A 12,649-nucleotide genomic window follows, 5' to 3' on the forward strand; every position below is an offset into this window, starting at 1 on the left:
GCTCCTTATCGATCCAGCGCGTCGCGCGTGATCTGCTCGGTTTCGTGGAGGCCCTGGCGGACTCCTTCGAGGGCGTCGGCGAGCTCGTCCAGCACCCGGGTCGGCTCCAGCCGGCCGTTCGCCGACACCGCCGACAGCTCCACCACGCGGGCGAGGAGCTCCTCGATGCTGATGGCGCTCGACTCCATCCGGGCGAGTACCTGCTCGCGGGCCGAGGCGAGCCGGTCGACCACGGCCCGCTGGGAGGCCAGCGAGGCGAGGGCGCGGTCGAGGTCCGCGACCAGGTCCTTCCTGGCCTCCGCGCGGGCTCGGGTCAGCCGGGCCTGCTCGTGGCCGAGCTTGTCGAGGTCGAACCTGGCCAGCGCGGTGCCGGTGAGCGAGGCCTGCTCGGCCAGCCGCTCCAGGGTGGCCGTCGAGTCGTCCACCTGGGGGCGCATCAGCGCGATCCGCTCGGCCAGCGGGCCCTGCCCCATCGAGGCGCTCAGCTCGGCGAAGCCGTAGGCGGCGGATCCCGCCCGTCTCAGCCAGTACTCCTCCTGGCTGCCGGGGGTGACGGCGGGCCGGTCGCGGCTCCCGCGCTCCGGTAACGCCGAGATCCCGGCCTTGGCCAGCCAGACGACGACGCCGACGAACCCGGCGGCGACCGGGTGCACGCTGACGGCCCACGCGGCGCCGCCGGCGGTCGCGGCCAGCAGCAGGCCCCATGGGTCCTTGAGTTCGTCGACGAAGCGTGCCATCAGAAGTTGGATACCACTGCGGTGAACACCTGGTCGATACTTCCAGGTTTGCGAGAGTCGTACGCGGCGGCGCTGGTCGCCTCGGAGATCTTGCGCAGCACGTCGAGGTCGGCGTCCTGGCCGTAGGCGATGGTGAACATCCGTACCGTCTCCTGGCCGGGTTCGGTGCGCAGTTCAGGCAGCAGGTTCTCCAGGGAGAGGCTGTCGGGGTCCTCGTTCTTGCCGTCGGTCAGGAAGACCACCGCGTTGATCGCGTCACCGCTCCGCAGCTTCCGTACCTGCTCGTGGGCGGCGAGGGCGGTGTCGTACAGGCCGGTGCCGCCGTCGGGGGTCAGGCCCTCAAGCCTGGCGCGCAGCTTCTTGCGCTGGGCGTCGTCGACGGCGGAGAGCGAGGCCAGCTCCAGGTGGTCCTTGTCGCCGTCACGCTTGGTGGAGAACATCCACAGCCCGACCTTGTCGTGCGAGGCGAACTGGGGCAGCGCGTTGATCGCGGCCTGCTTGGCCAGGTCGAGCTTGCTCTTGCCGGTGCCGGGCACGGTGGCGCCCATCGAGCCGGAGACGTCGATGACCATGAGGACGTTCGCGGGCTTGCGCAGGTCGGCCCAGCTGGCGAGCACCTTGTCGAGCACGTTCGGCGCGGGCGGGCTGAGGGTCGTCTTCGGCTCGGCGGGCAGCAGCCCGTTCGCCTGGGTGATCAGCTTGCCCGCCTTGCCGTCGTAGGAGCGGAAGGCGAACTCGGCGAACCGCGCCTGCTGCTCGGGGGCCTGCAGGTGCGCCAGGAAGTCGGCCGCCACCGCCCGCTTGGCGTCGTCGACCCACGAGGCGGTCAGCACCGCGTACGGGTTGTCGGAGTAGAGCGTGCCCTCCTTGGGATAGATCGCCACCAGCGGCACCTTGGGCTTGGCGTGCTTGCCCAGCGTCGCGGGGTCACCGGTCGGGTTGCCCTGGTTGTAGTCCCAGACCGACTTCTCCTCCACCGCCACCGCGGAGATGTAGCTCAGGCCCGCACCCGCGTCGTCGGCCCGCTGGAGGTTGGACAGGAACGTCAGCGTCGTGTCGCCGTAGTGCACGATCGAACGCTCCACGTCCCGTACGAAGTCCCTGGTCTTGGCGTCGGCCACGTTCTTCTCCGACAGGTCGCCGGACAGGCCGGTCGCCGCGAAGTAGGCACCGACCGTGGCGTTCAGGCCGCTGGTGGAGAAGTTGGGGTTGGTCTTGCCCAGCTTGAACCGGCCCCACTCGGGGTGGCCGTACTTCGCCCACGACCCGGCCGACACGGCGAGCAGGTCCGACCAGCCGAGCTTCTTGTCCGGCCAGCCCAGCGCCTGGGCCATCGGCATGGGCATCGCCACGACCAGGGGCGTCTTGGCGATCGACGGGTTCTCGGCGGCGACCAGGGAGCCGGCGTCCTTACCCGCGACGCGCTGCTGGAGCAGGGTGACCCAGCCGCTGCTGGCGGGTGACCACACGTCGGGGCGGGGGCCGTCGGTCCGCTCGTCCCAGCCCCTGGCCAGGGCCTGCAGCGCGCCGCCGCTCGCCTTGGTCTCGATGACGACGTCGGCGCAGCGCCCTTCCACGGTCCTGCCGCTGTAGCCGGAGGCGATCTTCCTGAGCAGCTCGGCCTTCTCCGACGAGGCGGCGACGGTCAGGGTGACGCCGTCGTCGCACGCCTTGGGCCGCTCGCCGGCCTCCGACGCGCCCGACCCTCCGGGTTCGTCAGCGCCGACGAAGATCCGCAGGGCGACGATCAGAGCCCCGGCGAGAATGATCGCGACGATGAACGGGGCGAAGTTCCTACGCCGTCGCTGCGGCTGCTGGTACAACCCTGCCTCCCGGGGGATGTCGGTACTTGTCCGACGAATGAACCGCCTTCGGAGTTCTCCACGGTCAAAAGTCTTTGTTCTGCACGCCCAGAGGTCTCCACGCTCAGAGGTCTTCGAGAAGTCGTAGCGGTCAGAAGTTGGAGATCACGCTGGTGAAGACCTGGTCGATGGTGTCCGCCCGGGACGAGTCGTAGGCGGCCCCGTCGGTGGCCTCGGCGATCCGCTTGAGCACCCCCTGGTCCGCGCCCTCGCCGTATCCGATGGTGAACAGCCGCACCTCCGGGTTGAGCCTGCCGAGCAGGTTGTCCAGATCACTGCCGCCGTTCTTCTCGTTCTTGCCGTCGGTGAGGAAGACCACCGCGTTGATCGCCCCCTCGTCCTTGGCGCCGCGCATCCGTTCGACGGCCGCCAGCGTGGTGTCGTACAGCCCGGTTCCACCCCCGGCGGTCAGCCCGTTCAACTGGTCGCGGAGAGCGCCACCGATCCTCGACACCCTGTCGATCGGAACCAGTTCCAGATAGTCCTTCTCGCCGTCCTGCGCGGTGGAGAAGGCCCACAGGCCGACCTTGTCATCCCCCCGGAACTGGGGCAGCGCGTTGATCGCCGCCTTCTTGGCCAGTTCCAGGCGGGTCTCGCCGGTGCCGGACGCCTCCTCCTCCATCGAGCCGGACTTGTCCACCACGATCAGCACGTTGGCCCTCTTGCGCAGCTCCGACCAGCTCTGCAGGACCTTGTCCAGGACGACAGGGGTGGGTGGGCTCAGCATGGTGATCTTGGCGTCGGGGATGACGCCGTTCTGCTCGGTGGCCTGCGGGCCGGGCTTGCCCTCGAAGGAGCGGTAGCCGTACGCCTGGAATCTCGCCTGCGCCTCGGGGCTGTGCAGGTAGGTCAAAAAGTCGTCGGCGACCGCCTTCTTGGCCGCGTCCATCCAGGTCAGCGGCACGTAGGGGTGGTCGGAGTAGAGCGTGCCCTCCTTGGGGTTGACCGCTACCAGCGGGGTGCGCGGCGGGGCGTGCCGGCCCAGGGTGGCCGGGTTGCCCGAGGGGTTGCCCCGGTTGTAGTCGGTGACCGAGTTCTCCTCGACGGTGATCGCGGAGATGTAGGCCATCGACTCGCCCCGGTCGTCCGCGCGCAGCAGGTTGCCCAGGAACGTCATGGAGATGTCGCCGTAGTGCACGATCGACTGCTCCACCCCCTGGACGAAGCGCCGGGTCTTCGGGTCGGCCACGTCACGGGCCGTCAGGTCCGAGGTGGTGCCGGTGGCGGCGAAGTAGGCGCCGATGGTGGCGTTCAGGCCGCTGGTGGAGAAGTTGGGGTTGGTCTTGCCCAGCTTGAACCGGCCCCACTCGGGATGGCCGTACTTCGCCCACCCCTGCGGGGCGGCCGCCAGCTCGGCCAGCTCCGACCAGCCGATCGCCTTGCCGGGCCAGCCCAGCGCCTGGGCCATCGGCTTGGGCATCGCGAAGACCAGGGGCGCGGTGACGATCGGGCTTGGTTTGCCGTCGGCGACGGGTACGGTGCCGTCGGTGTTGGAGGCCTGCTGGCGCAGCAGCGTCACCCACGCCGACGCGGCGGGGGACCAGACGTCCGGTCGGCTGCCGTCGGTCTTCTCGTCCCACCCCTTGGCCAGCGCCCGCATCGCGGTGCCGGAGTTGGCCTCGTCGATGACCACGTCGGCGCAGCGCCCGGCCACGGTACGGCCGCTGTAGTCCTTCGCGACCTCGCGCAAGATCCAGATCTTGTCCTGTGAGGACGCCACTCTGATCTGCGTCGACTCGCCGGAACAGGCGCTGGGCCCGTTCGGCTCGTCCCCCGGGCCACCGCTGAAGTACCAGCGCAGCCCGGCGATCAGAGCGATGGCGAGCACCACGGCGAGCAGGTACGGCAGGACACGCCGGCGGGGCCTTGCGGGGGAGTAGACCACGAGGTGATCGTACGACCAATGGCGATTTTTCGCCGGACGGTAGCGCCCTCGGAAAGCCGGAGAAGACGGGATTCAGCCGGACAGCCGGCCGTGCAGGAGGTCGACGAGGGTGGCGTGGACCTGCTCGACCGGCCGGTCCGGATGCAGCGCCCGGCGTTCGATCGAGACGGTCAGCACCATGCCGAACACGGCGGTCGCCGCGGTGTCCACGTCCAGATCCTCGCGGAGCACCCCCTCGCTCACCGCCCGGCGCAGCACGTCCACATAGACGCCCAGCACCCGCCCGCGCAGCACCGCCACCGCCTCCTGCCAGGCGGTACGCCAGATCTCGGCGAGCAGCACCCTGGCGAACGCGCCGTACTCCTCCAGGAACCGCAGTTGCGCCATGACCACCGCGTCCAGCGCTTCCAGCGGGGTCCGGGCCACTCCGGCGGCTCCGGCCAGCGCGTCCGCCAGCTGCTGGATCCCGTGTTCGAGCAGCGCGCCGAAGAGCGCCTCCTTGCTGCCGAAGTTGTAGAAGACGGTGCCCTTGGCCACCCCGGCGCGTTCGGCGATCGCGTCGACCGTGGCCGCCGTGTACCCCTGCTCGGCGATCACCTCCACCGCGGCGGCGAAGAGCTTGAGCCGTGTCTCGGCCCGTCGCCCGTCTCCTCCGCGCGGACTCGCGCTTCTCGCCGCCGGCCGGCTCCGCTGCTCCGTCATGGGGCAACCGTAGTCACAGCGCGAGCTCCGGGTGGAGGCGGCGTATCGACCAGGTGCGGCCCCGGTGCGCCGCGTGGACGCTCAGGGCCAGGCCCAGCGCGGTGAACGCGGTCAGCACGCCGCAGCCCTGCCAGACCACGGTGAGATCGCCGCCGCTGATCAGCCGCCGCAGCGCGCCGACCACCCAGCTCATCGGGAGCCACGGGGAGATCGTCTGGAAGAAGCCGGGCGAGGTCTCGATCGGGTAGGTTCCCGCGGCCGAGGTGAGCTGCAGCATCAGCAGCGCCAGCACCGCGATCCGCCCGGGCGCGCCCAGCAGGGCGTTGACCGCCTGCACGATCGCGGTGAACGCCGCCACGGTGAGCAGCAGGAATCCCGCGACCCCCGCCCAGTGCGCGGCCTCCATGCCGAGCCCGAACCTGATCACCGCCAGTAGCACGCCCAGCTGCGCCGAGCCCAGGACCAGCGCCGGAACCCATCCGGCCGTCGCGATCCGCCAGGCGGGGGCCGTACCGGCGAGAAGACGCGGGTTGAGCGGGCGCAACACCATGTAGGTCACCATCGCGCCGACCCAGAGCGCGAGCGGGACGAAGAACGGGGCGAATCCGGTGCCGTAGTCGGGCACCTCGTTGACCACCTGGCCGGCCAGCCTGACCGGATCGCTCATCATGTCACCGCGGCCGGCGCGCTCGTCCGCGCCGTAGTCGGGGATCTGCTCGGCGCCGTCCCCGAGCTTCTCGCTCAGCTGCCCCGACCCGTCGGCGAGCTCGCCGATACCGGTGGTCAGCTCTCCGGCGCCGTCACGCAGGCGGCCGATCCCGGTGTCCACCCGGGCCGCGCCGTCGCTCAGCTTGACGATCCCGCCGCCGAGCTCGGACAGCCCGCTGCCGAGGCGGGTGGCGCCGTCGCCGAGCTGCGAGATCCCAGAAGTGATCTTCTTGTTGGCCGCCGACGCCCGACCGAGGCCCGCGCTCACCTTCGCCGAGCCCTCGGCGAGCTTGCCGAGCCCCTCGTCCAGCTGGTTGATCTTGTCTCTGGCCTGGTCGAGCCGTTGCCCGGCGGCCGGTGCGGCCTCCGCCGTGCGGCTCGCGATCTCCGAGATCCTCCGGGCGTCCCGCTGTAGCCCGGCCACCGCGTCGCCACCGCCGGTGGGGCTCCGCAGCGCGGCGGCCACCTCCTCGGTGGACTGGGTGAGCCGGTCGGCGATCGCGCGCAGCCGAGGGTCGGCGTCCGCGCTGCCCGCCAGCGCCTCCCGCAGCTCCCGCGCCTGTCGCAGCGCCCGGTCGGCGCCCTGCGCGGCCCCGCCGGACGGTGCCGCGGCGCCGTCGGCGACCAGGTCGGCCCCCCGCTCGACGGCCTGGGCCAGCGCCCGCAGCCGCTCGCCGTTCTCCTCAAGCATCGGGACGACCTCGTCGGCCACCTTGTTGATCCTCGGTACCTGGGCGTGGATCTGCTGGTACGCCTGCGCGTTGCCCTTCGCGACCTGCTCGGCGCCGCCGGTGAGTTCGCTCAGCCCCCGGCCCAGCTCGCGCGAGCCGCTCTCGGCCTCGCTCAGGCCGCCGGCCAGCCTGTCCGCCCCCGCCGCCAGCCTGCCCGCGGCGGTGTCGGCTCCGCTCAGGCCCGCGGCGAGCCGGCGAGTGCCGTCTCTGGTCTGGCCGAGGCCGGTGCGCAGCGCGGACGCGCCCTCGTGCGCCTTCGCCGTACCGTCGTGGAGCTCGTCCGCGCCGTCCGCCGCCTTCCTGGTGGCGTCGTGCAGCTCGCCGAAGGAGACGAAGACGCTGTCCCAGTAGTCCTTCAGCGCCGTACGGGCCGCCGCCGCCCTGACCTCGGTGAACACCGCGTCGGAGATGGTCTTCATGAGGTAGCTGCGGCCGGTGTCCACCCGCACGCCCAGCTCGGCGGGCACGGGGGTGCCCTCCCCGGAGGGTGAGGCGAGGCGGGCGCTGAAGTCGGCCGGGATGGTGAGGGACAGGTAGAAGCTGCCGTCGTTCACGCCGTCGGCCGCCGCACGCGCGTCGACGGTACGCCAGCCGAGGACCCTTCGCTCACGCAGTTCCTCCGCCAGCTCCCGGCCCGCGTCGACGGTCCTGCCGTCGACGGTCGCGGGCCGGTCCTCCACGACCAGCGCCACCGGGATGTTCCCGAGATTGCTCTGCGGATCCCAGAAGGACCACAGGTACAGCCCGGCGTAGAGCAGCGGCAGCACCACCACCGCGGCCAGCGCTGCCCGGGTCAGCCGCGATCGGGTGAACCGCCGCAGTTCCAACCGTCCCGCCCGCAACGACCTCATCGCTCCTGCTCCCCGTCCTTCCGCTCCCCACCGGGTACGGTCCGCGGTTGTTCCCTCTCGACCCGCCGGTCTCCGCCGGGTAGGGCCCGTGTGTCGGCGATGCCCGTCGCGCCGACGCCGGTCGTCGTGTCGGGGCCGGTCGCCGCACCGGGGCAGGGCAGGCGCACCGTCAGGGGCAGGTCGCTCTCGGTGCACGAGGCGACGACGGTCAGCCCCCGCTCGGCGAGGTCGCGCAGGGTGGCCCAGAGGTTCTCGCGCCCATCGAGGGCGAGGCCGGCGTCGACGTCGTCGAGGACCAGCAGCCCGGGTCTGTCGAGCAGCGCGAGCGCGATCCCGAGCCGGATCCGCCGCTCCCGGCCCAGGTCGCGGATGAGGGTCCGGTCGCGTGGATCCGGCTCCAGCCCGGCCAGGGCCAGCGCGTCGGCGGCCCACTCCCGCCGGCCGCGGCTCCGCGGGAGGCGGGGCACCCGCTCCCGCACGTGCTCGCGCACGGACAGCGCCCCGTCCAGGTCGTTCACCCCGTCGAACAGGCCGAGTGCGGCGACGCTCCGGATCGCCCTCGGGGTGGTGTACCGGCCCACGGTGAGCGTCCCCGAACCGGGTCTCATCCGGCCCGCGAGGGTGAGCAGCAGGCTCGTCCGTCCGCTGCCGGCCTGCCCGGCGACGGCGGTGAGGCTGCCGGGCTCGGCCTCGATGCCGACGTCGCGATAGACCCATCCGCGCTCGCCCCGCAGGGAGAGCCCCGCCGCGCGCACCCCGACACCGTCGAACACCGTTCCGCCGTTCTTTAAACTGACTGGTCAGTGCAAAAACTATCACGCGAAACGCCGCCGCCGACCGGCGGGGAAGGGGCCCGGGTGTCACCCCGGCACGCACCCGTGGGCGCCGTGCCGGGGTCTTCGGGCGATCAGGCCGTCGCGGAGCCGTACTCCTGGAGGAAGAGCGCCTCGGCGGTGGCGGTGCGGCGGAGTTCCTCGATGTTCACCCGCTCGTTGGGGGCGTGGATCGCCGCGTCGTCGTCCTCGGCGCCGAAGAGCAGGATCGCGGCGGCGGGGAACTGCCTGGCGAAGGTGGAGACGAGCGGGATCGAGCCACCGGCGCCGACGTCGCGCGGCGGGCGGCCGAAGGCGCGTTCCATGGCCCGGTTCAGTGCGGAGCGGGCCGCGCCACCGGTGTCGGCGAGGTAGCCGGAGCCCATGGTGTAGTCGCCGACGTCCACCTGAACGCCCCAGGGCGCGACCTGCCGCAGGAAGTCGACGACCGCCTCGATCGTCGTCTTCGGGTCGCCGGCTGGGGGCACCCGTACCGTCACCCGGGCCCTGGCGACAGCCTGGACCGCGTTGACGGCGCCGGAGACCGGCGGCACGTCCAGGCCGGTGACCGTGATCGCGTACGAGGCCCACAGGCGGTCGGCCAGCGAGCCCGAGCCGATGGTGGAGACACCGTCGAGCACGCCCGCGGTGGACCGGAAGTCCTCCTCCGACGGGCCGGAGCCGAGGAAGCTGCCGCGTGGCAGGCCGGGGACGCGGATGTCGCCGTGGTCGTCGTGCAGGGCGGCGAGCATCCGGATCAGCGCCGCGAGGGCATCCGGGGCGGCGCCGCCGAACGAGCCGCTGTGCAACGACTCCTTGAGGGTGCGCACCTCGATGGTGAAGGCGCCCATACCGCGCAGCGAGGTCGTCACCGACGGATCGCCCACCCGGGGGTTACCGGTGTCGGCGACCACGATCGCGTCGGCGCGGAACAGTTCGGGGTTGCGCTCGACGAAGGACTCCAGGCGCTCGCCGGCGTACTCCTCCTGGCCCTCGATGATGACCTTGACGCCGACCGGGAAGCGGCCCTGGAAGGTGCGGAGCGCCGCGACATGGGAGATGACCCCCGACTTGTCATCGGCCGCGCCGCGACCGTGGATCGCGCCATCGATCTCCGTCGGCTCGAAGGGCGGGGTGCGCCAGAGCGCGAGGTCACCCGTGGGCTGCACGTCGTAGTGCGCGTACAACAGGACGGTCGGCGCGCCGGGCGGAGCGGGGGCCTCGGCGTAGACGGCGGGGAAGCTCCCCTCGACGGGGATCTGCTGGACGCGGGGCAGGCCGGTGCTCCGCAGTAGTTCCTCGGTCAGCGCGGCGGCCGCGTGCACGGGCTCCTCCGGGTGGCCGGGGAAGGCCACGGAGGGGATGGCGACGAGCCTCTTGAGGTCCGCGATCGCCTGGGGCAGGCCGGCGGTGACGGCGTTCTCGATCTCGTCAGGAGTCACGACTTTCCCTCGCATCTGAATATCTGGTCCGTCCTACCTATTGGATCACAGCCGCCGACGCGGAGGCGCTCGCACGTGGCGTCGGCGCGCCAGGGTTCCGCCAAGTGGAACAGGGGGTTGGGTAAGATTCGGGCGCCGTTGTCAGCCACCATCGCCCGATGACGGATTTCGTCGTTGTTGCATATATGTTTTGCGGATTTCGACGCTCCAAACACTTCAATACCACGTTTTCACTTGGCAAGAGCGGTTCTGGCAGGCAGACTGTTGAGAGCTCAGCTAAACGAGGGAAGATCGTGATGAAGCACCCTGAAAACACCGACGTGACCTCACTCATGAAGGCCGCGCAGGACAACCTGTGGATGCACTTCACCCGGCACAGCTCGTATGAGGGCGCCGAGGTGCCGATGATCGTGAGGGGTGAGGGCTCCTACATCTACGACGTGCACGGCAAGCGCTACCTCGACGGCCTCGCCGGGCTCTTCGTGGTCCAGGCGGGACACGGCCGCAGCGAGCTGGCCGAGGCCGCCGCCAAGCAGGCCCAGGAGCTGGCGTTCTTCCCGCTCTGGTCGTACGCGCACCCCAAGGCGGTCGAGCTGGCCCAGCGCCTCGCCGCCGAGACCCCCGGTGACCTCAACCGGGTCTTCTTCACCACCGGCGGCGGCGAGGCCGTCGAGAGCGCGTGGAAGCTCGCCAAGCAGTACTTCAAGCTGACCGGCAAGCCGCTCAAGCACAAGGTCATCAGCCGCCAGATCGCCTATCACGGCACCCCGCAGGGCGCCCTGTCGATCACCGGCATCCCCGCCTTCAAGCAGATGTTCGAGCCGCTGGTCCCCGGCTCGGTCCGGGTGCCCAACACCAACCACTACCGCGCCGACGAGATCACCGGCGTGCCCGGCATGACACCGGAGCAGTACGGCTACTGGGCCGCCGAGCGCGTCGCCCGCGCCATCGAGATGGAGGGCCCCGACACCGTGGCCGCCGTCTTCGTCGAGCCGGTGCAGAACGCCGGCGGCTGCTTCCCGCCGCCGCCCGGATACTTCCAGCGCCTCCGTGAGATCTGCGACGAGTACGACGTCCTGCTTGTCTCGGACGAGGTCATCTGTGCCTTCGGCCGGCTCGGCACCATGTTCGGCGGGCAGAAGTTCGACTACGTCCCCGACATCATCACCTGTGCCAAGGGCATGACCAGCGGCTACTCGCCGATCGGCGCCATGATCGCCTCCGATCGCCTCTTCGAGCCGTTCAAGAACGGCACCGAGATGTTCGCCCACGGCTACACCTTCGGCGGCCACCCGGTCTCCTCGGCCGTCGCGCTGGCCAACCTCGACCTGTTCGAGCGGGAGGACCTGCTCGGTCATGTCACTCGCAACGAGCCGGTCTTCCGCTCCACCCTGGAGCGCCTCCGCGACCTGCCGATCGTCGGCGACGTGCGCGGCTCCGGCTACTTCTGGGGCGTCGAGCTCGTCAAGGACAAGACCACCAAGGAGACCTTCAACACCGAGGAGTCGGAACGTCTCATCAGGGGCTTCCTCTCCGGCGCCCTGTACGAGGCGGGCCTTTATTGCCGCGCCGACGACCGGGGCGACCCGGTCATCCAGCTCGCCCCGCCGCTCATCTGCGGCCCCAAGGAGTTCGACGAGATCGAGTCCATCCTCCGCTCGGTGCTGACGGAGGCGTGGAGCCGGCTCTGAGCGCGAGCGGCCGCGCATGGTTCACCGAGGCTCACCGTGACATCCCGTTGAAACCCCGAAAGGAGCTCCCATGAGGATCGGCGTACCTGCCGAGGTCAAGAACCATGAGTACCGTGTCGCCGCGACCCCGGCAGGTGTGTACGAGCTTGTCCGGCACGGTCACGACGTCTACGTTCAGCGTGGCGCGGGTGTCGGCTCGCACCTCGGTGACGAGGAGTACCGCTCCGCCGGAGCCAAGATCCTGGACACCGCCGACGAGGTGTGGGGTCAGGCGGAGATGATCCTCAAGGTGAAGGAGCCCATCGCGGAGGAGTACCACCGCATGCGCCCCGGCCAGGTGCTCTTCACCTACCTGCACCTCGCGGCCGGCCGCGAGTGCGCCGACGCCCTGCTGGAGCGGCAGGTCACCGCCATCGCGTACGAGACGGTCCAGGTCGGCAACACCCTGCCGCTGCTCGCCCCGATGTCCGAGGTCGCGGGCCGCCTGGCCCCGCAGGTCGGCGCCTACAACCTGATGCGGTTCAACGGCGGGCGCGGCGTGCTGCCCGGTGGTGTGCCGGGCGTGGCACCCGCCAAGGTCGTCGTCATCGGCGCCGGCGTGGCCGGGCTCAACGCCGCGCAGATCGCGGTCGGCATGGGGGCGGACGTCACGGTCCTCGACCTCAACATCGACCGCCTGCGCTTCGTCGACGCCATCTACCAGGGCCGCCTCAAGACCCTCGTCTCGACCTCGTACGCGATCGAGAAGGAGGTCCTGGCGGCCGACCTGGTCATCGGGGCCGTGCTGATCCCCGGTGCCAAGGCCCCGACCCTCGTTTCCAACGAGCTGGTCTCCTCCATGAGGCCGGGCTCCGTGCTCGTCGACATCGCCATCGACCAGGGCGGCTGCTTCGAGGACTCCCGGCCGACCACGCACGCCGAGCCGACCTACCGGGTCCACGACTCGGTCTTCTACTGTGTGGCCAACATGCCGGGCTCGGTCGCCAACACCTCCACCTACGCGCTGACCAACGCCACGTTGCCCTACGCGGTCAAGCTGGCCGGCCTCGGCTGGAAGGACGCGCTCAAGCAGGACGCCCCCCTCGCGCTGGGCCTCAACACCCACGCGGGGCGGCTCACCAACGAGCAGGTCGCCATCGCCCTCGGCCTGCCCTACGTGCCGGTCTCCGAGGTCATCGCCGCCTGAGCCGGATGCCGCGCGGCCCGCGGGCCCCCCCGGGGGGGGGCG

General features: G+C 71.0%; 9 protein-coding genes. 2 read left to right on the forward strand and 7 right to left on the reverse strand.

Annotated features, from left to right (window positions below; translation table 11 throughout):
- Positions 1 to 5 precede the first annotated feature (5 nt).
- From ABT061_RS22755 to ABT061_RS22785, 7 genes are all read right to left on the reverse strand, one after another.
- The gene (locus tag ABT061_RS22755) at positions 6 to 737 is read right to left on the reverse strand and encodes a hypothetical protein (RefSeq protein ID WP_350921087.1); all 732 of its coding nucleotides are present in this window, start codon (positions 735 to 737) and stop codon (positions 6 to 8) included.
- Positions 737 to 2,560: a substrate-binding and VWA domain-containing protein gene (locus tag ABT061_RS22760; RefSeq protein ID WP_350921089.1), complete on the reverse strand. Its 1,824-nt coding sequence runs from the start codon at positions 2,558 to 2,560 to the stop codon at positions 737 to 739. The genes ABT061_RS22755 and ABT061_RS22760 overlap by 1 nt, the downstream gene beginning before the upstream one ends.
- Before the next feature lie 130 nt (positions 2,561 to 2,690).
- Positions 2,691 to 4,484 carry a substrate-binding and VWA domain-containing protein gene (locus ABT061_RS22765; RefSeq protein WP_350921092.1) on the reverse strand — a complete coding sequence of 598 codons (1,794 nt, stop codon included), beginning with the start codon at positions 4,482 to 4,484 and terminating at the stop codon, positions 2,691 to 2,693.
- A 72-nt stretch (positions 4,485 to 4,556) separates the two neighbouring features.
- Positions 4,557 to 5,186 carry a TetR/AcrR family transcriptional regulator gene (locus ABT061_RS22770; RefSeq protein ID WP_350921094.1) on the reverse strand — a complete coding sequence of 210 codons (630 nt, stop codon included), beginning with the start codon at positions 5,184 to 5,186 and terminating at the stop codon, positions 4,557 to 4,559.
- A gap of 13 nt (positions 5,187 to 5,199) precedes the next feature.
- Positions 5,200 to 7,476 (reverse strand): YhgE/Pip family protein, encoded by a 2,277-nt coding sequence (locus tag ABT061_RS22775; RefSeq protein WP_350921096.1) that lies wholly within the window; start codon positions 7,474 to 7,476, stop codon positions 5,200 to 5,202.
- Positions 7,473 to 8,249 (reverse strand): ATP-binding cassette domain-containing protein, encoded by a 777-nt coding sequence (locus tag ABT061_RS22780; RefSeq protein ID WP_350921099.1) that lies wholly within the window; start codon positions 8,247 to 8,249, stop codon positions 7,473 to 7,475. Before ABT061_RS22780 ends, ABT061_RS22775 begins: the two co-directional genes overlap by 4 nt.
- Positions 8,250 to 8,383: 134 nt before the next feature.
- Positions 8,384 to 9,730 carry a M20/M25/M40 family metallo-hydrolase gene (locus ABT061_RS22785; RefSeq protein WP_350921101.1) on the reverse strand — a complete coding sequence of 449 codons (1,347 nt, stop codon included), beginning with the start codon at positions 9,728 to 9,730 and terminating at the stop codon, positions 8,384 to 8,386.
- A gap of 296 nt (positions 9,731 to 10,026) precedes the next feature.
- Between ABT061_RS22785 and ABT061_RS22790 the strand changes: the two genes are divergently transcribed.
- Positions 10,027 to 11,421, forward strand: coding sequence for an aspartate aminotransferase family protein (locus tag ABT061_RS22790; RefSeq protein WP_350921104.1), 1,395 nt, complete (start codon positions 10,027 to 10,029; stop codon positions 11,419 to 11,421).
- A 70-nt stretch (positions 11,422 to 11,491) separates the two neighbouring features.
- Entirely contained in the window at positions 11,492 to 12,607 is a 1,116-nt protein-coding gene (gene ald, locus ABT061_RS22795) for an alanine dehydrogenase (protein ID WP_350921106.1), read from the forward strand.
- The last annotated feature ends 42 nt before the right edge of the window (positions 12,608 to 12,649 follow it).

Origin of the sequence: Streptosporangium sp. NPDC002544 (assembly GCF_040295965.1) — a bacterium.
In the GTDB taxonomy this organism is placed as follows: domain Bacteria; phylum Actinomycetota; class Actinomycetes; order Streptosporangiales; family Streptosporangiaceae; genus Streptosporangium.

Bases quoted from the DNA above. Each gene is read 5' to 3' on its own strand.
- ABT061_RS22770 (WP_350921094.1), bottom strand. From the start codon at position 5,186: ATGACGGAGCAGCGGAGCCGGCCGGCGGCGAGAAGCGCGAGTCCGCGC.
- ABT061_RS22790 (WP_350921104.1), top strand. From the start codon at position 10,027: ATGAAGCACCCTGAAAACACCGACGTGACCTCACTCATGAAGGCCGCG.
- ABT061_RS22775 (WP_350921096.1), bottom strand. From the start codon at position 7,476: ATGAGGTCGTTGCGGGCGGGACGGTTGGAACTGCGGCGGTTCACCCGA.
- ald (WP_350921106.1), top strand. From the start codon at position 11,492: ATGAGGATCGGCGTACCTGCCGAGGTCAAGAACCATGAGTACCGTGTC.
- ABT061_RS22755 (WP_350921087.1), bottom strand. From the start codon at position 737: ATGGCACGCTTCGTCGACGAACTCAAGGACCCATGGGGCCTGCTGCTG.